The organism is Chryseobacterium taichungense, assembly GCF_900109935.1.
Taxonomy (GTDB): domain Bacteria; phylum Bacteroidota; class Bacteroidia; order Flavobacteriales; family Weeksellaceae; genus Chryseobacterium; species Chryseobacterium taichungense.
Window position 1 is genome coordinate 173,445 of sequence record NZ_FOBV01000007.1, and the last position, 19,632, is coordinate 193,076.

Here is a 19,632-nt window from a genome sequence, read left to right on the forward strand (position 1 = left end):
CTGTGATTCATAGATAAAGGTAGGGAAATTTCATTCTTTGAACGAGTAATTTCTCTATAGTGCATATACTTTTCATCAATCAAAAAAGACCAGCAAAATGCTGATCCTTTATTATTTTATTACATTAAAAGTTGTCTAAATTTCTCCCATCACATACATATTCTGCATGGTAGGTACGGGACTTCCTCCTTGTTTTTCCAGTGTTATGGCAAACGCCTGAGCTTTTGGAATATTGGCAAGAGCAATTTTGCTGTCTTTCTCTTCAGTATACATTCCTGCGCTCACTGGTTTTCCGTCGGCAATCGCCCAAAGCTGATACTGCATTCCTTCGGGAGCTTTTGGAAGTTTGTCTGCATTCAGGTAAACTTCTTTTGTTTTGGTATCCCAGAAAACCATGGCTTTGGAATCTGTATGTTTTTCCACCCCTTTCAGCATAACCATTTTCATATCAGGATTTGAAACCATTTCCATTTTCTGATTCATCTTCTGCATGGCAAGATCCTGATTTTTCTTTTCAGTGTTCATCCTGGCAATTTCCTGTTGTGTTTTTGCCTGATCATTCATCCAGAAAATATTTCCTGCAACACTGATAAGGAACAGTATAGAGGCAGCCACAGCATATGCTTTCCAATTGCTGTTGCCCTGAATTCTTATTTCTTCTTGAGGTTTTGCAGCAGGAATATCTGCAGGAATTACAGGAGTCGTCTGTTTAGCAGTCTGTTCGTGCTGAATTTTATTCCAGATTTTTGTTTTCAGGTCATCTGGAGGTGTTACAGCCTGTGCTGTAGCAAGGTCTTCCAATGTTTTTTGTGCTTCCTCGAAAGCGGCTCTTACTTCAGCATTATTCTTCATCACACACTCCAAAATACCTGCTTCGTCGGGCGAAGCAAGACCTAGAATATAAGATTCTATAATTCCGGATGATATGTATTCTTTAGTGTTCAATTTATTGATAATCTTTTAACAAATCCTTTAATTTCATAAGGGCATTCCGCATTTTGGTTTTTACCGTTCCCAGGGGGATCTTCAGCTTTTCGGATATTTCATTCTGAGTATATCCCTGGTAATATGCCAGATCGATAAGTTCTTTCTTATCGGTGTCCAGACTTTCCAGCACATTATTGAATCCGATAAAATCAGATGAATTATTTGTGGTAGAAAGTTCTGCAGAGTTATATACGAAATCGGGTAGCGATTGGTTTTTGAGTTCGTTCTGAAAGCCTTTTGATTTTAGATAATCGATTGCTGTATTTCTGGCAATATTGATCATCCATGTATAAAATCTTCCTTTGGATGCATCATACTGGTGGATGGAATTCCAGATTTTGACAAAGACATCCTGAATGATTTCTTCTGTATAATCTTTTGACTGAACAATTCGGAGGATGACTCCATAGAGTGCACCGGAGTAATGGTCATACAAATAATGAAAACCATTTTCGTTTTTCTGTTTTAGTAAAACGATCAGCTGCTCTTCCGAATACTGTGTTTTAATAGCAAATATTTTTCTTTTCAAATGTAATAAAATAAAACAAATAACAAGCAATACTCACACCATCTTTTAAAATCTTAATAAAATTAATCAACTGTTTAATAATTTTTAATTCTAATGCTGAATAATTTAAAATTTAATAATAGTATTAAAATATTTTTAAGTTTTATGTAAAAATAATTAGCTGATTGATAGTTAGTTATAATTTATTTTAAAAAATTTAAAACTAAAATAAAACCGCCCTCGTAAATGGATTTAAAGACGATTTACATTCAAATACATAATTAAATTAAAAATCAAAAAAATGAACACAAGATCAAAAATCGCAGTTTTTAGTATGGTGGCTTTATCATTTGCTTTCAGTGGTAAGATGTCTGCCCAGATGATGAAAGAGAAAACAGTAATGGTAGGCGGAGCTCCTATGTATCCTTCAAAGAATATCATTGAGAATGCCGTGAATTCCAAAGATCATAAAACATTGGTTGCAGCAGTAAAAGCTGCTGGTTTGGTGGAAACACTTCAGGGGGCAGGCCCATTTACAGTACTGGCTCCTACCGATGCTGCCTTCGCTAAACTTCCGAAAGGTACAGTGGAAAATCTCGTTAAGCCGGAAAACAAGGCAATGCTTACAAAAATTCTCACCTATCATGTTTTACCAGAGAAATACAGCGCAAAACAAATCTGGGCAGCTGTGAAAGCAGGAAACGGCAAAAGCATGATGAAAACGGTAGAAGGTGAAGAGCTTACTTTCTGGACAAAAGGCAAAGATCTTTATGTAAGAGATTCTAAAGGTAATGATGCAAAAGTGACAATAGCTGATGTTAATCAGTCGAATGGAGTGATTCATGTTATAGATACGGTTTTGATGCCGTAGTATGTTTAGTGGTAAAACAGCATAAATATTATGCTGTTTTTTTCTATTCTGTTACAAAAAATAACACTTAAACAAATAATATTATGAAAAAAACTATCAGTGTCTCTAATCAGGGAGCCACGCTGGATACCAGCAGAAGAAACTTTTTAAAGCTTAGTGGTGTTGGTCTTGCCATGGCAGGACTTACATTGATCGGCTGTGACGACAATGAATTCGATTTCATGGAAACGAATGTTTTTGACCTTGGAAAAGGCGATGTAGGGGTATTAAATTATGCTTATGCTCTTGAACAGCTGGAAGCAGATTTCTATACCAAAGTTGTTAATAATTTCTACTCCGGGATCTCAACTGCAGAAAAAGAAATTTTTACGGATCTCTATCATCATGAGGTAATCCACCGAGATTTCTTTAAAGCAGCTATTAGCGGTGCAACTTCTAATGTGCTGCCAAAGCTTGAATTTCAGTATCCCAATGTAAATTTTAATGACAGAAATTCTGTTCTGGCAACGGCAAAAGCGCTTGAAGATACGGGAGTTGCTGCATATAACGGCGCAGGAAAATACATTACCAATGCAGATTATCTGGTAATTGCAGGAAAGATTGTTTCTGTGGAGGCGAGACATGCTTCGGCGATCAGAAACCTTATCAATCCCGGAACGGCAGCGTTTTCAGGTGATGATGTCATCGACAGTAACGGATTGGATCTTGCGAAAGACCCTAAAGATATTGTCATGGCAGCAGGAGGATTTATAAAAACCCCTTTCACATGGAAAGAACAAGGAATCGGATAATTTACTCACTTCAAAAATTTACATTATGAACATTCTTAAATTACTGGATAAGCTTTCTGACGACAAATTTTTCACCTCAGAAGCTTCAAGATTAGATACTCTTACTCATATTTCCTCTTTTGGAAAAAAAGCGGCTGTTGCTTCTATCCCACTTGGATTGGGCGCTCTGATGAGTACTCCTGCAAAAGCAGCTCCTTTAAATGAAAGCAATACTTTTAAAAATGCTTTAACGGATGCACTCCAACTAGCCTTGGTTCTTGAATATCTTGAAAACGAATATTATGCAATCGGGCTTTCTACAGCAGGGTTGATTCCCAATGCGGACAAAACGGTTTTCATGCAAATCTCAAAACATGAGTCAGCGCATGTTACATTTCTGAAAAATACTTTAACTTCACTGGGTGTTACTCCGGGAGCGAAACCTACTTTTGATTTTACGGCCGGAGGAAATTTTACGCCTTTTACCGATTACAATCAGTTTCTGGTTATTGCTCAGGCATTTGAAGACACCGGAGTTCGCGCGTACAAAGGCCAGGCAGGCAATGTAATGTCTAATAAAACGGTTTTACAAGCGGCATTGCAGATCCATTCTGTGGAAGCGAGACATGCATCACAGGTGAGAAGAATGAGAGCGAACAAAGGCTGGATAGAACTTTCAGACGGAGGGAATATGCCTTCTGCGACTGATCCTGTGTATGCAGGAGAAGGAAATACCAATCAGGCAGGATTTAATACGGCGACTGCTTTTGGGGCAGCGGCAGGTTCAGCAGCTTATGACGAAATATTAACGGGAAGTGAAGCGCAGACAATTGCATCTTTGTTTATTGTTTAAGCAGATTTCTTAATGTTAGGTGTGGTCCCTTTCCGTGTTGGAAGGGGATTTTTCATTATTAATCATAAAAAAACTCCTCTTTGAACGAGGAGTTTGCCTTTAAAACTTGAAAATTTGGAGTGTCGTGTTACCAAAGCTAATAAGTTTTGCATAGCTTTTTTATGACTATACTCATAAACTGTTTCTTATGTGAAATATTGAATTATAATACATAATCGTTTATTATTTAATTCGTACCTTTATTGTATGAAAACAATAGATTATCCTCAGGTTATTAAAGAAAAATTACCATGCCGAGAAGGAATAAAAAAAACAGTAAAAGTGTTTACTGTAAGTGTTTTAGCATTGCTTGCACTTGGTTTTTGTACCACATCACAGAGATTAAATGCGGGATAGATTGTAGATATTATAATTTTATAAATAAGTTTGAATTTCAGTTTTGACATATATAATTTTTTATTATATTTGTGAATCGAAATAATTTTTTTTCATCATTTGTGTTTTTTTAGGCTCCATTAGGGGCCTTTTTCGTTTATTTTAGGTGATGCGCTTTTTATTACTTGCAGGAACCCATTCATCTTTTTTGCATTTTTGACAATTTCCGGCATCTCCAGTGTGCTTTTCTTCTGTATGTCCGCAAAATGTACACGAATAATATCCTTGTTCCTTAATAGATTTTAGTGGATTAGATAATGAATCGGGCATAATGGGAAGTCCATATTTTATTTTTTCATCTTCAAAATAAAAAACACTTATTTCACCTGAAATTTCTTCAATGGCCTGTTCAATCTGACCAAGCTGAGAAATACCCTTGAGTCTTAATTCCGCAAAAAATTCATCGCTTCCCAGGTTTTCTTTTTTAAAATTTTCGATTGAAAATTCGCCATTTTCAATCAGGCATATTGATCTTCCTTCGACCAAGGTTTCAAATTTCTTGCTTTTTCCGATAAAATAGGTGATGATGGAATACATTAAAATAATCAGAACAAATACAAGAATGGATGAAACAATTCCGACTTCCTTATAAAACATTGGATCTCCCGCTGCAGAACCAAGGCCGATGATCACAACGAGTTCAAAAAGAGAAAGCTGCTTAACTCCCCTTTTTCCTAAAAGTCTAAGGCCAATAATGATGGTGACAAACATAATGATGGTACGAAGCGCAATCTCCAGGAGAAAAGACCATTCTTCCTGTCCCAGCAAAAGTTCTTTCCAGTCAAATTTTAAAAGAAATATGGATAGCATATTGTTGTTATTTTGCTTGAAAATTCAAATAACAAGCCAAGAGTAATTTAGTTTTTTTTGATATTTAATTATTGTTTAAAAATGATCTAAAACTTCTATGATCTGATGATAGATATAATCCAGCTGTTCTGCAGTAATGCAGTAAGGAGGAACCAGATACATTGTATTTCCCAGCGGGCGCAGGATAATTCCTCTTTTTAAAAATTCTTTGTATAATTTTTTTCCGGTTGTGTTAAAATAAGATGTTTGGTAATTGTTTATCACTTCCCACGCTATGATTGTTCCTGTTTGCCGCACATGATCAACTTTTGAATGCTGCCGCAGAACTTCTGAAAATGCTGTATGTTTTTTAACAATGAGATCAATATTACGAAGTGTTTCAGCCTGTAGCAAAAGTTCCATACTTGCAAGTGCTGCTGTACATGCCAATGGATTAGCCGTAAAAGAATGCCCGTGAAATAGCGTTTTATGTTGATCATCGGATAAAAAAGCTTCAAAAATTTCCTGAGAACAACTGGTGATGCCCATTGGCATTGTTCCGCCTGTTAGTCCTTTAGAAAAACACATAATATCAGGTTGTTCCGAAAGGTGATCAGCGGCAAAAAGTTTTCCCGTTCTTCCAAAACCAGTAAAAACTTCATCCTGAATCATCAGAATTTTTTGCTCTCTGCAGAATTTCATTAATTCCGACAGATCTTCTGCTTTATGCATCAGCATTCCTGCAGCTCCCTGGATAAGGGGTTCGTAAATAAAACATGCAATCTCATCTGAAATACTTTTGATGAAAGTCTTAAGATCGTCCAGATTTTCTACGGTCGGAACATCAATAAAGATAACTTCAAAAAGCATTTCCCCGAAAGGATTTGTCCATGCACTTCTCCCGCTTACCGACATCGCCCCGAAAGTGTCGCCGTGATATGCATTTTTAAAAGCAAGAATTTTTGTTTTTTTATTATCGTGATTATAAGCATATTGAATACATATTTTTAAAGCAACTTCTATCGCGGTGGAACCATTATCAGAATAAAAAATTTTCTTCTGATTTTCGGGTAGGATTTTTAAGAGATTTTCGGAAAGCTGTATTGCCGGCTCATGGGTAAATCCTGCAAAAATAACCTGTTCCAAAGTATGCAGCTGTTCGGAGACTCTTTTTGCAATATAAGGATGTGCATGGCCATGAAGAGTAACCCACCATGAAGAAACCGCATCTATATATTGTTTCCCCTCGTCATCAAAAAGATAAATACCCTCTCCCCTTATTATCGGAATAATTTCATCAGCTGTTTTCATTTGGGTGTAAGGATGCCAGTTTACAGCTCTGTCACGTTCAGATAAATTCATAAATAATTTTGAAAATTAATAATTGACTATTTACTATTCACTTTTAGCATATCGTTTTTTCTTTCACCATTGGTTTAAGGCCCAGTGTTTTCAGCATTTGTAAATCTTCTGAAACTCCCGGATTTGGGGTAACAAGTAAAGTTTCTCTTTCTCCTGTAAAAATGGAATTCGCTCCAGCCATAAAACACCAGCCCTGCTCAAATTCTGTCATTTCGATCCTCCCTGCGCTTAGACGAATCATTGATGAAGGCATGATAATCCTTGCTGTGGCGATCATTCTTACCATTTCCCAGGTATCTGTTTTCTCATTGTTTTCTAGCGGTGTGCCTTTTACCCTCGCTAAGGCGTTAATTGGAACCGACTCCGGGTGCTTTGGTATTGTTGCCAGCGTTAAAAGCATCGAAATCCTGTCGCCATGCGTTTCCCCCAACCCGATAATTCCTCCGGAGCAAACGGTAATACCCGCTTTTCTTACATTGTTGATGGTATTGATTCTATGATCAAAAGTTCTTGTAGAAATAATTTCGTCATAATATTGCTCAGAAGTATCCAGATTGTGATTATAGGCATATAATCCGGCTTTCTGAAGGCGAATAGCCTGTTCTTCTGTAAGCATTCCCAAGGTACAGCAAACTTCCATTCCCAGATCATTGACGCCTTTTACCATGTCAATTACGCGGTCGAAATCCCGATTGTTACGAACTTCCCTCCATGCTGCAGCCATACAGAAACGGGATGAACCTCCTTCTTTTGCTTTTCTGGCGTGTTCGATAACCGTTTCCGTCGGTAGCAATGCCTGAACTTTGATGTTGGTGTGATATCTCGCTGCCTGTCCGCAATATGAGCAGTCCTCGGGACATCCGCCAGTCTTTATTGACAATAAAGTAGACATCTGTACTTCTTCCGGATTATGCCACTCACGGTGTACGGTTGCTGCCTTGTATATAAGTTCTAACAACGGAAGATGATAAATTTGTTCAATTTCTTCTTTTGTCCAGTCGTTTCTTAGTGTTGATGTATCTTTCATAATTTTTCTAATTGTTTAACAGTTGTTTCCATCTGTTCTTTTGTTATTTCGTCTAAATAAGGAACTTTCATAATTTTTGTTTTTTGATGAATATTTTTAACAATAATCTTTTCCGTGTCGGCAGGAAAATTTCCATTAAGAATTAAATACTTTAGTTTAATTTTTCTTTGATGTAAAGCCATGATGGACAATAAAGTATGATTAATACAGCCTAAATAATTCTTCACGACAAGCACAGCCGGTATATTAAGCTTTTCAATCAGATCAATAATAAAATCACTATCATTCAGCGGAACCATAAGACCTCCTGCCCCTTCGATAATCAGGTTATTTTGGGTTTCTGGGATTTTAAATTGATTTAAATTAATTTCAATTCCTTCTTCCTTTGCCGATTGATGAGGTGACGCGGCTAATTGGAATCTATACGTTTCAGGATGGCAGATTATATCTTCGCCGGTCCAGTTTTTTATTTTCATACTGTCGGAAAAATCCAGATCACCTGATTGTACAGGTTTCCAGTAATCTGCGTTGAAATATTTTGTCAGTATGGCAGAACAGACGGTTTTTCCTACTTCAGTGCCAATGCCGGTCACGAAAAGCAATTGTTGTCCGGAGTTTTGTATTTCTGATTTTTTTTCTTGTAAAATCATGTTCTTAAGTAAAATCTTTAATTATCCTGGTCAAACCAATTATTTCTTCCTTTTTGTTAAAGCTATGAAGACAAATTCTGAGTCTTTCCGTGCCTTCTTTTACTGTTGGACTGAAAATCGTATAGGCTAAAAATCCATTTTCAGACAAAGTATTTTTTAATGTGCTTAATTGTTCATTATCAGGAATGATTATCGCTTGTATCGGACTTTTTTCATTAGACGGAGTTTTTATATTCTGATTGTGGAAAATTTTAATGTTTTCAAAAAGTTGAATTGATAATTTTCTATTTTCATTAAAAAAATAATAACCTTTAAAAATGCTCATCCACAAAAAATCATGAGATGAGGTTGTGTAAATAAAAGGTGAAGCAAAATTGATAAGGTAAGATTTTATCAAAGAATTGGTCAGGATAACAGCTCCGCCTGTTCCGAAGGCCTTTCCATAGGTGATAACGGTTGCAAGAACTGTTTTCTGAAGCTGAAACTGATCGATAAGACCATATCCGAAAACCCCGAAAGAATGGGCTTCATCCACAATCAATTCTGCATTGTATTTCTCTGCGAGCTTAGCAATTTCAGGTAACGGTGCAATATCCCCATCCATTGAATACAGGCTCTCAACGACAATATAGACCTGACCTTCTTGTCTTTTTAGAATATCTTCCAGATGATCACAGTCATTATGTTTGAATTTTAACTTTTTGCAGTTAGACATTCTACACGCATCATGCACCGATCTATGGATTTTTTCGTCAATAATGATCGTATCATGCCGCCCCGGAAGTGCAGATAATAAAGCAAGATTGGCGCTGTACCCCGAAGGAAAAAGAAGAGCAGATTCATATTGATGTTCCTTTGCAATAAAATCTTCTGTCTCTGTGACAATTATTGAATTTCCGCTGATCAGCCGCGATCCGGTACTGCCCATGATTAATTCAGGATTTTCCTGAACTGTTTTCAGTAATAAACCCTGAAAGTCATTGTTTCGTGCAAATCCCAGGTAATCATTGGAATAAAAATCAAGTCCATCTCTCCTGACATGTAAAGTTCTTAAAATGCCGTTTTGCTTCCTCTTTTCTAAGGCTTTCTCAAATTGTAGGAAATCTTTAAGCATAATTTTCCTGAAAAACTTCTTGTGAGATAGAATTAATCCATTGTTCATGCAGATCTTTCTCTATTTTTAAAATTTGTTCTGCGTGAATTTTCCAATCAGGTGAGAATTTGTCTAACTGAGCAATCATTTCTTCCAGATGGCCTTCTTCCTCCAGGATAATTGATTTCACCATGACTTTTGAAGAATATTTTGTAAGAATCTGCTGATAGATGGGATATAATTCATCTGCACGAACCTCAATCGCATAGGTTACAAAAAGATAAGCAGCGTATTTTAATTCTTCTTTATTTAAACTGAAATTTTGCTGTAAATATTTACAAGTTTTAATATCAAGATGGTGAAGATATCTTTTGGTAGAAGTAGATCCAAGCAATTCGCTATTATTGTAATTTTCACAAATTGATGAAGTAATCTTAAGAATTTGCTTTTTAAGGTAGTACGCATGTCTGTGCTCTTCCGCGGCATGTTTTAGCTGAATAATATTTACTTCTGATGGATGCTCACAGGCCGAAATTTTCCTTGCTCCGGCATTTTCCATATATGATAATGTATTCAGCCATTTTGCGTGAGTAACATTATGCTGAACAATTCTTTCTAAAAGATAATCAATTGTCATTTTATTTTGTTTTGCTCAAAAGTAGTATATTGCCGGATGGTTATATGGTACCAGTTTTAAGATAATGAATAGTCCGGCTGAAATTCCCTATCAAAGTTTTATAACAATAGATAGATCTTCTGAAGTTTCTGTGTATATGCAGATTTCAAATCAGTTGATCAATGCCATCCAGCGCGGATTTCTTCCCTTCGGAACAAAACTTCCGGGAACAAGAACATTAAGTATGATTCTGGCAGTTCATCGCAATACAATTGTCGCTGTTTATGATGAATTATTGGCTCAGGGATGGATTGAAAGCTTTCCTAACAAAGGAACATTCATAATCGGAAAGGATCAGAATAAGGATGTAGCAGTTAAAAGTTTCAAGAAAAATCATCTCGAAAATTATCCCAAAACAACCGGATTTTCCTTTAAAACTTCGAATATTTTGGACAATCCTTTCGAATATTCTGAATGCGAATATATTTTTAATGATGGAATTCCTGATGTCCGGCTGACACAGGTAGATCAATATTCACGGAATTACAGTTCTATTTTAAAGCGAAAAGCCTATAAAATCGGTCAGTATAATCAGGATGGAAGTGAATTTTTTAAACAAAATCTATCTCAATACTTAAATTTATCAAGAGGATTGCCGATTTCAAAAAATAATCTTCTCATTACAAGAAGCACGGAGATGAGCATGTACATTGTTTCAGAAATTCTTTTATCTGCAGGTGATACTGTACTCGTTGGCGAATTAAGTTATTTTTCTGTCAATATGATTTTTCAGCGGACCGGCGTGAAGATTTCTTCTGTATCAATTGATGAAGACGGAATCAATGTTGAAGAAGTTCGCAGGATTTGTGAAAAACAGAAAATCAGGATGTTATATCTCACGCCACATCACCACTATCCTACTACGGTTACGCTAAGTGCTGCCAGAAGGCTTGAACTTTTAAATCTTGCACATGAATATGGTTTTATCATTTTGGAAGACGATTACGATTATGATTTCCATTATGATAAAAGCCCGATTCTTCCTCTGGCAAGTGCAGATACAGAAGGAATGGTAATTTATATCGGGTCGTTTGGAAAATCACTAGCACCCGGTTTTCGCACAGGCTTTATCGTAGCGCCGGAAAATATAATGGCCGAAATGAGAAAATACCTTGGAATCATTGACAGGCAGGGCGATATTTTAATGGAACATGTTCTTGGCGAAATGATTGCTGAAGGGGAAATCAACCGTTATCTGAAAAAGTCTCTTAAAATTTATAAGGAACGCCGAGATTATTTCACTTTTTTATTGAAAGAATATTTTGGTGAATCTATTGATTTTAAGGTTCCTTCCGGTGGATTAGCAGTCTGGACAGAATGGAAAGTTCCTGTGAATCTCATGAAACTTTCAAAACAGTGTGTGAAAGACAATCTTTTCATCCCGAAAACCTTACTCTATCAAAACCGTAATCTTACTGCGATGCGGTTAGGATTTGGAAATTTTAATGATCATGAAATGAAAACAGCGGTTGAAATTCTTTCACATAATATTAAAACCATATCGGAATGAGATAAAAACCAGCATACTTTATTTTGGTTGGATTTTTGAATATAAAATTTCAAATCTCTACACCATTGAAATTAATCACATTCACAAATAAAGGTATTTATTGCCCGCAGGGAAAATTTTATATTGATCCCTGGCGACCTGTAGATCTTGCGGTTATCACCCATGGACATGCCGATCATGCCCGATGGGGAATGAAAAAATACCTTTGTCATCATTTTACAAAGCCAATCTTATACAAAAGGATCAGTGAAGACATCGAATGTCAGAGTGTTGGATATGGTGAAGTCATTAATATCAATGGAGTGAAAGTATCACTTCATCCTGCTGGTCATATTATCGGCTCGGCGCAAATTCGACTTGAATACAAAGGTTATGTAAGCGTTGTTTCCGGTGACTATAAAGTTCAGGACGATGGACTGAGTACTCCTTTTGAATTGGTTAGATGTAATGAATTTGTCACGGAAAGCACTTTTGGACTTCCTATCTATAATTGGCTGGAAGTGGAGGATCTCAATAAAAAACTTCAAAGCTGGGTACTACGGAATAAGGAAAATCAGAAAACATCGGTGTTTATCGGATATTCGCTGGGAAAGGCGCAGCGGATCATGAAAGCAGTTGAAGGATTGGGAAAAATTTATGTTCACTACTCTATTGGTAAGTTGAATGAAGCTTTTGAAACCGTTGGAATTGATCTTCCGGATTATGAAATTCCTGATTTCAGGGAAAGTGTAAAGCATGTTCAGGATGAAATCGTAATTGTACCTCCAGCCCTTCTGGACAGTAATGTCATTAAGAAAATCCCGAATGCGGCAACGGCTATCTGTTCGGGCTGGATGCAGGTGCGCGGCGCAAGAAGATGGAGAAGTGCTGATGCGGGATTTGCCATGAGTGATCACGCCGACTGGAAAGGTCTGTTGCAGGCCATAAAAGCTACCGAAGCTGAACTGGTGCATGTAACCCACGGACAAACTGAAGTTTTTTCTAAATATTTAAATGAACTTGGAATACAATCTGATGTTGTAGAAACACTTTACGGAGATGATGATGAAGAGGAAACAGAAAAAGAAATTATAAAAGACGAAAATCAGTAGTAACAACTTTATTTTAATACAAGCCCCTTGCAGCCCGGCTTGAACGGAGCTCTCCCGAAATGCAATGCCAAAGCCTGGCTCGGGAAGCGGGAGTGGAAGACGGAAAAAGCTGCCCACGAAAAAATATAGACGCAGAAAATTTATGAAACATTTTGCTGAACTTATCAATGCTCTGGAAAGCACCAATAAAACCAATGCTAAAATCGATGCAATCATCGATTATCTTGAACGTGCGCCTGATGAAGATAAAGTCTGGTTCATTGCCCTTTTTACGGGAAAAAGACCAAAGCGGAATGTCAATACCAATTACATGAAAGAATGGGCGCTTGAAATTACAAAGCTTCCTTTCTGGCTGTTTCAGGAGAGCTATTCTTCGGTAGGAGATCTTGGAGAAACAATTTCATTAATTCTTCCGCCGCCCACAGAAAAAATAGAACGCTCATTATCTGAATGGATGAACGAAATTATCGCACTGAAAAACAAAACAGATGTCGAAAAAAAGGAATTCGTACTCCGTTCATGGAATGGGCTGGATTACACGGAAAGATTGATTTTCAATAAATTACTGGGCGGAAGTTTCAGGATTGGAGTATCTGATAAGACGTTGATTAATGCGCTGACTAAATTTACCGAACAGGAATCGAGTACATTAATGCACAGCCTGATGGGAAAATGGCAGCCTGAAGAAGCTTCCTTTCACGAGCTGATTTCCGCTGAAAACATTAATCCGGACAACTCAAAACCTTATCCTTTTTGTCTTGCCTATCCTCTTGAAAAAGATCTTGATGAGCTGGGTAAACCTGATGAATGGCTTATTGAATATAAATGGGATGGAATCCGTGGACAGATCATCCGTAGGAATGATGAAGTCTTTATTTGGTCAAGAGGTGAAGAGCTTGTGACCGAACAGTTTCCTGAGATCAAAGAAGTCGTTCAGAATATGAAAGGTGATTTTGTTATCGATGGAGAAATACTTGCGGTAAAGGATGGTAAGGTTTTAAACTTTAACGAATTACAGAAAAGACTGAATAGGAAAACTTTAACGAAAAAAATGCTTTCTGAAATTCCGATTCAGGTCTTTGCTTACGATTTGCTGGAGCTTGAAAACAATGATCTTCGAGAAAAACCGATTGCTTCACGAAGAGCAATGCTTGAAGAATTATTGTTAAATGAAAATCCTGAAAATATAAAAATCTCTCAAGTCATTGCGTTTGATCATTGGAATGAATTAGACCAAATCAGGGAAAATTCAAGAGACATCAATAGTGAAGGTCTAATGCTGAAACAGAAAAATTCACTCTACCATTCCGGGAGAAAAAAAGGTGATTGGTGGAAGTGGAAAATTAACCCACTGACGATTGATGCAGTCCTGATCTATGCACAAAAAGGTAGTGGCCGACGTAGTGCCTATTATACCGATTATACGTTTGCAGTAAAAAACGAAGACAAACTGGTAACGATTGCCAAGGCTTATTCGGGGTTAACTGATAAGGAAATTATGGAGGTCAGTAAATTCGTAAATAAAAATGCGATTGAAAAATTTGGTCCGGTTCGTACCGTGAAAGCTGAACTCGTTTTCGAAATTGCCTTTGAGGGAATAGGATTCAGTAACCGGCATAAAAGTGGCGTAGCACTTCGTTTCCCGAGAATTTTAAGATGGCGGAAAGATAAAACCGTTGATGAGATTGATGATCTTGAGGAGATTAAGAAATTGATACAGTAAAATTTAAAGCTAATCTTTTACTCTGTTTTTTAAATCCATTTCAGCACCAAGAATCCTTTCGATTTCAATTTCTGTAGTATTTAATATTCTATAAAAAATAATATGCTTGTTAGCTGGAAATCCATAAATATCGACACTAATTTCTGTATAATTTTTACCGATATATGGATTTTCAGAAAGTAATTGAAAGAAATTAATTAATTCTTCATAATATTTATCCGCTTGATTTTCAGACCAGAATTCATAAGTGTATTTATATATTTTTGAAATATCTTCAACGGCTTTGTTGGTTAAAAAATATTTAGCCATTCTTTTTCAAATTGGACTTTAATAATTCCAAATGTTTCTTCGGATCGAAATCATGTGCAGTTCCGCTATTAATACCCTCTTGAATTGCATTTTTAACGAGTTGAATCTTATTTTCTTCCTCTTCCAAAAGTCTTAAACCAGCTCTTATGACTTCACTTGCATTTTTGAATCTTCCTTCAGAAACTTTAGAATCAACAAAATCCTCAAAATAATCTCCGAGAGATACTGATGTATTTCTACCCATATTATATTGTTTATGTTTAATATAAAATTACCAAAATTTGGTAATTTGCGCAAACTTTTGTTTGAAATATTTTTTGGTTAAAAAATTGATAATATTATAACTGAAGTAAAATCTTTAGCATTTTCCATAAAACTCAAAATTAATTTGACAACATTTGAAAATACCGACGGCTACCAAATCATTCAAAACTGGATGATAGATAAAGGTATTTCCCCTTTTAAATTTCAGGTAGAGACATGGCGTAAATTCGGTAATGGTTATAGTGGAATGGTTGTAGCGCCAACAGGCTTTGGTAAGACCTATTCTGTTTTTTTAGCCCTAATTTCAGATTTTCTGAATCGACCTGAAAAATATAAAAAAGGACTGAAAATGATCTGGATTACCCCACTCCGTTCACTTTCAAAAGATATTGCCAAAGCGATGCAGGAAGCGATTGATGAAATCGGACTGGACTGGGCGGTTGGAGTACGGAACGGGGATACGGATCCGAAAGTTCGGCAACAACAGGTTAAAAATATGCCTGAAATTCTGGTTGCGACTCCTGAAAGTCTTCATCTGCTTATCGGACAGAAAAATCATCAGCGTTTTTTTCAGAATCTTCAGACGATTGTTATTGATGAATGGCACGAATTACTAGGGTCAAAACGTGGCGTAATGGTTGAGCTTGGTATCTGTCGGCTCAGAAATTATGTGCCTAAGATGAAAATCTGGGGAATCACTGCAACGATTGGTAATTTGGATGAAGCCATGGAGGTTCTCATTCCCTATGATATTAAAAAAACAAAAATTATCGCTAAAGAAAAGAAGAAGATCGATATTTTATCTGTCTTTCCGGATGAAGTTGAAATTTTACCTTGGGCCGGACATCTGGGACATAAACTGGCAGATAAGGTGGTTCCTATTATTCTTAATTCCAAGTCTACGATTGTTTTTACTAATACCAGAAGCCAAAGCGAAATGTGGTACCAGCTTTTATTGGATGCTTATCCTGATTTTGCGGGGCAGATTGCGATTCATCATAGTTCGATAGATGCCCATTTGAGGATCTGGATTGAAGAAAATCTCAGCAATGGAAAATTGAAAGCGGTAGTATCTACCTCATCTTTAGATTTAGGAATCGATTTTAAACCTGTTGATACCGTAATTCAGATTGGTTCTGCAAAAGGGGTTGCACGATTTCTACAGAGAGCCGGGCGTAGTGGCCACTCTCCTTTTGAAACTTCTAAAATTTATTGTGTTCCCACGCATTCATTGGAACTGATTGAAGTTTCTGCATTAAAGGAAGCCGTTAAGAATAACGTTATTGAGCCCCGTGATCCACAGGTATTGTGCTTTGATGTTCTTGTGCAGTTTCTCATGACTTTAGCCATTGGAGACGGATTTTATCCGGACGAGATCTATCCGAGAATTAAGGAAACATTTGCTTTTCAGGAAATGACCGAAGAAGAATGGAAAAACATTCTCGATTTCTTAACGATCGGTGGAAAAGCATTAAAAAGTTATGAAGAATTTCATAAAATTGTCATTGACGAGACTGGTTTGTATAAAGTAACATCCCGCAGAATTTCCATGCTGCACCGGATGAATATGGGGGTGATCGTAAGTGATGCCATGCTGAAAGTAAAATTTATTTCTGGCGGATATATCGGAATGGTGGAAGAATATTTTATTTCAAGGCTAAAAAAAGAAGATAAATTTATCCTCGCGGGACGTGTTCTGGAAGTCGTCATGATTAAGGATATGACGGTTTTCGTTAGAGCCTCAAAAGGAAAAGCTTTTGCTCCAAGTTATCTGGGGGGAAGATTGCCACTGAGTTCCAATCTCGGACAGTTTTTAAGAGAGAAATTATCAGGAGCACTCAATCCCAAATCGTCTGAAAAAGAGCTGAAATTTCTTCATCCACTATTGGCCAATCAGGAAGAGCGATCTCATATTCCGGAAGAAAATGAATTTTTGGTGGAATTAATTAAAAACCGTGAAGGTTATCATCTTTTTATGTATCCTTTTGAAGGGCGACTGGTACATGAAGTCATGGCTGCCCTGATTGCTTACAGGATTTCTAAGCTGGCTCCAATCTCCTTTTCAATGGCGATGAATGATTATGGTTTTGAACTCTTCAGCGATAAAGAAATTCCGTTACATGAGGATAATTTAGAGCAAATTTTAACCCGCGAAAACCTGATGACGGATGTTATTTCAAGTATTAACGCGGCAGAAATGGCCAGACGTAAGTTTCGTGATATTGCCGTAATCTCAGGAATGGTGATTCAGAATTTCCCAGGTCAGCAGCGTTCCAATAAATCTTTACAGAGTTCCGCAGGGTTGATTTTTAAAGTCTTGGAAGATTATGATCCCGAACATTTCCTTGTAAGACAGGCTTATACGGAAGTTTTCAATATGCAGCTGCAGGAGCAGAGGCTCGTAGAAGCATTTAAAAGGATTGAAAAATCTAAAATAATCCTGAAGTTTGCTAATTCATTTACACCGATTAGTTTCCCTATCAAAGTCGACAGTCTCCGGCAGACACTTTCCAGTGAAGATCTGGATTCCCGAATCAAACGTTTGGTGGAACAGGCTAAAAAGGCAAGATAATCAGCCGATTCTTTTACCCAGAATTATTAATGTTCTTTCTACTCCGTCTAAAACAGCGACATTAGGCAAAGTTCCCCAATCTTCAAATCCAAAATGTCTGAAAAGCTTTAGACTTGGTTCATTGTGCAGGAAAATAAATCCTAATAATGTTTTTATGCCAAAATTCTTTGCCTGATCAATACAGTATTGCAGAACCTTTTTTCCCAAGCCTTTTCCACGGCAGCTTTCATCCATATAAATGCTTACTTCCACTGTACCATTATAAGCCGGACGGCCGTAAAATGAAGAAAAACTGACCCATCCCATAACATTTCTCTCCTGATCTTCAATCATCCATAGTGGCCGGCTTTCCGGATTATGTTCATAGAACCACTGAATCCTGCTTTCTACGGAAACATTTTCAGTATCGGCAGTTACCATTCGTGAAGGAACGGTAGAATTATAAATGGCAACAATTTTAGGCAAATCTTCAAGAATAGCATTTCTGAACGTCAGTTCTTCCATAAAGTGACAGCATTTTTTTGCAAATATACAGGAAGATTTTTCTTTACCTCAATAAAACTATTTACCGGAACTGTTTTATGAAAGCTTGAACATACCTGTTACTATGTTAGACCGCATTAACAATCTAAATTTTAAACATAAAAAAAAGCAGCAAGAATTGCTGCCTGTATTTTATTTATTACCAGTCACTGGCTCTTTTTCTTTTTTCTATCATGTAATCGACAGAAATTTTTCCGGGACCAAAAGCCATGAGAAGCAGATATACTGAAAGATAAATCAGACTCATCTCCCGTTTCTCAAAAGGATCAGCTCCGTGAACAAAAAATCCTGCGATGATCATTGTAAAAATTAAGAAACCCAATGCAACTCTGGTGAAAAGTCCTAAAATGAGAAGAATTGAACATACAAATTCTGCAAAAACAGTTAGTATCAGAGATATTTTTGGCCCTATTCCTAAAAAATCATAGAATTCGATATTGCCCCCATCCAAAAGCATCTGAAGTTTCGGAAATCCATGCGACAGCATCGCAAAGCCAATAAATACTCTTACTATTAATAAAATAATATCTTTAAAAACTGAATTAGAATTTGTACGGTTCAAATAGTTCATTAAGTTAAAATTTAAATTAAATATAATGAAAATCTTTTAATACAACGGCTTTTCAGCGGTTTTTAGTCTATCGGTATCCGAAATTCTTCAGGTCTCTGTCGTTTTTTCTCCAGTCTTTTTTCACCTTTACAAAAAGATTCAGGTGAATTTTCTTATTGAAAAACTTCTCTAGATCCAGCCTTGATTCAGTTCCTACTTTTTTGATTGCCTCTCCTTTATGTCCTATCAGAATGCCTTTCTGCGTATCTCTTTCAACATAGATAATAGAGTCAATAAAAATAATTCCTTCTTTTTCCTTAAACTGCTCTGTTACCACTTCTACAGAATACGGAATTTCCTTATCATAATTCAATAAGATTTTCTCACGGATCGCTTCATTCACAAAAAATCTTTCCGGTTTATCGGTATATTGATCTTTGTCGTAGTAAGGAGGGTTTTCAGGAAGCAATGATTTTATTTTAGGCAAAATAATATCCGTATTGAAAGCATTTAATGCAGAAATGGGAAGGATTTCCGCTTTCGGAATTCTCTCATGCCAGGTCTCCACCAGTTTTTCAAGACCTTCCTGATTGGTCTGGTCTACTTTATTCAACAATAATAAAACCGGTACAGGAATTTTATTCAGTTTATCAATTAAAAATTCTGAAGGTTCAGCCTTGTCGGTTACATCTACAATAAAAAGAAAAACGTCGGCATCCTGAAGAGAATCTTTTACAAAATCCATCATTTTTTCCTGTAGGCCGTACTTAGGATCCAAAACTCCCGGCGTATCTGAAAATACGATCTGCAAATCTTCTTCATTATAAATTCCAAAAATCCGGTGGCGTGTGGTCTGTGCTTTCTGGGTAACAATGGCCAGCTTCTCTCCCATCAACTGATTGAGTAAGGTTGATTTTCCGGCATTCGGTTTCCCGACGATATTTACAAATCCTGCTTTGTGCATAAAAATTATATTGAGCTGCAAAGTTAATAAAACAAATCTGGTCTTTCGGTCTATTGTTGAGATTTAAATGAAAAGCCTATGTAAA

General features: G+C 36.7%; 21 protein-coding genes. 8 read left to right on the forward strand and 13 right to left on the reverse strand.

Annotation, left to right across the window (positions count from 1 at the left end; genetic code table 11):
- Positions 1–135: 135 nt before the first annotated feature.
- Both BMW64_RS15620 and BMW64_RS15625 read right to left on the reverse strand, forming a co-directional pair.
- Entirely contained in the window at positions 136–945 is an 810-nt protein-coding gene (locus BMW64_RS15620) for an anti-sigma factor (protein ID WP_090000886.1), read from the reverse strand.
- 1 nt (position 946) lies between these two features.
- On the reverse strand, positions 947–1,516 hold the full coding sequence (locus tag BMW64_RS15625) for an RNA polymerase sigma factor (protein WP_228400934.1): 570 nt from the start codon (positions 1,514–1,516) through the stop codon (positions 947–949).
- Between the two features lie 280 nt (positions 1,517–1,796).
- Between BMW64_RS15625 and BMW64_RS15630 the strand changes: the two genes are divergently transcribed.
- The 4 genes from BMW64_RS15630 to BMW64_RS20735 all read left to right on the forward strand — a co-directional run bounded on the left by BMW64_RS15630 (position 1,797) and on the right by BMW64_RS20735 (position 4,385).
- Positions 1,797–2,366, forward strand: a complete 570-nt coding sequence (locus tag BMW64_RS15630) for a fasciclin domain-containing protein (RefSeq protein ID WP_090000887.1) — start codon at positions 1,797–1,799, stop codon at positions 2,364–2,366.
- An 83-nt stretch (positions 2,367–2,449) separates the two neighbouring features.
- The gene (locus BMW64_RS15635; protein ID WP_090000888.1) at positions 2,450–3,157 is read left to right on the forward strand and encodes a ferritin-like domain-containing protein; all 708 of its coding nucleotides are present in this window, start codon (positions 2,450–2,452) and stop codon (positions 3,155–3,157) included.
- A gap of 25 nt (positions 3,158–3,182) precedes the next feature.
- Positions 3,183–3,989: a ferritin-like domain-containing protein gene (locus tag BMW64_RS15640; protein WP_090000889.1), complete on the forward strand. Its 807-nt coding sequence runs from the start codon at positions 3,183–3,185 to the stop codon at positions 3,987–3,989.
- 246 nt (positions 3,990–4,235) lie between these two features.
- Positions 4,236–4,385 (forward strand): hypothetical protein, encoded by a 150-nt coding sequence (locus BMW64_RS20735; protein WP_177175306.1) that lies wholly within the window; start codon positions 4,236–4,238, stop codon positions 4,383–4,385.
- Between the two features lie 141 nt (positions 4,386–4,526).
- On the opposite strand, the gene BMW64_RS15645 is transcribed toward BMW64_RS20735, so the two are convergent.
- The 6 genes from BMW64_RS15645 to BMW64_RS15670 form a co-directional block, all read right to left on the reverse strand.
- Positions 4,527–5,234: a DUF421 domain-containing protein gene (locus tag BMW64_RS15645; protein WP_090000890.1), complete on the reverse strand. Its 708-nt coding sequence runs from the start codon at positions 5,232–5,234 to the stop codon at positions 4,527–4,529.
- A gap of 75 nt (positions 5,235–5,309) precedes the next feature.
- Positions 5,310–6,575, reverse strand: a complete 1,266-nt coding sequence (gene bioA / locus BMW64_RS15650; RefSeq protein WP_090000891.1) for an adenosylmethionine--8-amino-7-oxononanoate transaminase — start codon at positions 6,573–6,575, stop codon at positions 5,310–5,312.
- 43 nt (positions 6,576–6,618) lie between these two features.
- Entirely contained in the window at positions 6,619–7,602 is a 984-nt protein-coding gene (bioB, locus tag BMW64_RS15655) for a biotin synthase BioB (protein WP_090000892.1), read from the reverse strand.
- Positions 7,599–8,252 (reverse strand): dethiobiotin synthase, encoded by a 654-nt coding sequence (gene bioD, locus BMW64_RS15660; protein ID WP_090000893.1) that lies wholly within the window; start codon positions 8,250–8,252, stop codon positions 7,599–7,601. The genes bioB and bioD overlap by 4 nt, the downstream gene beginning before the upstream one ends.
- 4 nt (positions 8,253–8,256) lie before the next feature.
- The gene (locus BMW64_RS15665) at positions 8,257–9,366 is read right to left on the reverse strand and encodes an aminotransferase class I/II-fold pyridoxal phosphate-dependent enzyme (protein WP_228400935.1); all 1,110 of its coding nucleotides are present in this window, start codon (positions 9,364–9,366) and stop codon (positions 8,257–8,259) included.
- A complete protein-coding gene (locus tag BMW64_RS15670) occupies positions 9,359–9,976 on the reverse strand; it encodes a hypothetical protein (RefSeq protein WP_090000960.1) in 618 nt (205 codons plus the stop codon). The genes BMW64_RS15665 and BMW64_RS15670 overlap by 8 nt, the downstream gene beginning before the upstream one ends.
- Positions 9,977–10,046: 70 nt before the next feature.
- Here BMW64_RS15670 and BMW64_RS15675 point away from each other — a divergent pair, with 70 nt between their 5' ends.
- The 3 genes from BMW64_RS15675 to BMW64_RS15685 all read left to right on the forward strand — a co-directional run bounded on the left by BMW64_RS15675 (position 10,047) and on the right by BMW64_RS15685 (position 14,345).
- Entirely contained in the window at positions 10,047–11,531 is a 1,485-nt protein-coding gene (locus tag BMW64_RS15675) for an aminotransferase-like domain-containing protein (RefSeq protein WP_090000895.1), read from the forward strand.
- Positions 11,532–11,596: 65 nt separating this feature from the next.
- Positions 11,597–12,622: a ligase-associated DNA damage response exonuclease gene (locus BMW64_RS15680; RefSeq protein ID WP_090000896.1), complete on the forward strand. Its 1,026-nt coding sequence runs from the start codon at positions 11,597–11,599 to the stop codon at positions 12,620–12,622.
- A 142-nt stretch (positions 12,623–12,764) separates the two neighbouring features.
- A complete protein-coding gene (locus tag BMW64_RS15685; RefSeq protein WP_090000961.1) occupies positions 12,765–14,345 on the forward strand; it encodes an ATP-dependent DNA ligase in 1,581 nt (526 codons plus the stop codon).
- Positions 14,346–14,354: 9 nt separating this feature from the next.
- Here the strand turns inward: BMW64_RS15685 and BMW64_RS15690 are convergent, their stop codons facing one another.
- Both BMW64_RS15690 and BMW64_RS15695 read right to left on the reverse strand, forming a co-directional pair.
- Positions 14,355–14,654, reverse strand: a complete 300-nt coding sequence (locus BMW64_RS15690) for a type II toxin-antitoxin system RelE/ParE family toxin (RefSeq protein WP_090000897.1) — start codon at positions 14,652–14,654, stop codon at positions 14,355–14,357.
- Complete coding sequence (locus BMW64_RS15695; RefSeq protein ID WP_090000898.1) at positions 14,647–14,898, reverse strand: type II toxin-antitoxin system ParD family antitoxin; 252 nt, start codon at positions 14,896–14,898, stop codon at positions 14,647–14,649. The genes BMW64_RS15690 and BMW64_RS15695 overlap by 8 nt, the downstream gene beginning before the upstream one ends.
- Before the next feature lie 144 nt (positions 14,899–15,042).
- Between BMW64_RS15695 and BMW64_RS15700 the strand changes: the two genes are divergently transcribed.
- On the forward strand, positions 15,043–17,490 hold the full coding sequence (locus BMW64_RS15700; RefSeq protein ID WP_090000899.1) for a ligase-associated DNA damage response DEXH box helicase: 2,448 nt from the start codon (positions 15,043–15,045) through the stop codon (positions 17,488–17,490).
- Here the strand turns inward: BMW64_RS15700 and BMW64_RS15705 are convergent, their stop codons facing one another.
- From BMW64_RS15705 to era, 3 genes are all read right to left on the reverse strand, one after another.
- Positions 17,491–17,994: a GNAT family N-acetyltransferase gene (locus BMW64_RS15705; protein ID WP_090000900.1), complete on the reverse strand. Its 504-nt coding sequence runs from the start codon at positions 17,992–17,994 to the stop codon at positions 17,491–17,493.
- A 178-nt stretch (positions 17,995–18,172) separates the two neighbouring features.
- On the reverse strand, positions 18,173–18,604 hold the full coding sequence (locus tag BMW64_RS15710; protein ID WP_090000901.1) for a DoxX family protein: 432 nt from the start codon (positions 18,602–18,604) through the stop codon (positions 18,173–18,175).
- Positions 18,605–18,671: 67 nt separating this feature from the next.
- Positions 18,672–19,547 carry a GTPase Era gene (gene era / locus BMW64_RS15715; RefSeq protein ID WP_090000902.1) on the reverse strand — a complete coding sequence of 292 codons (876 nt, stop codon included), beginning with the start codon at positions 19,545–19,547 and terminating at the stop codon, positions 18,672–18,674.
- Positions 19,548–19,632: the final 85 nt, after the last annotated feature.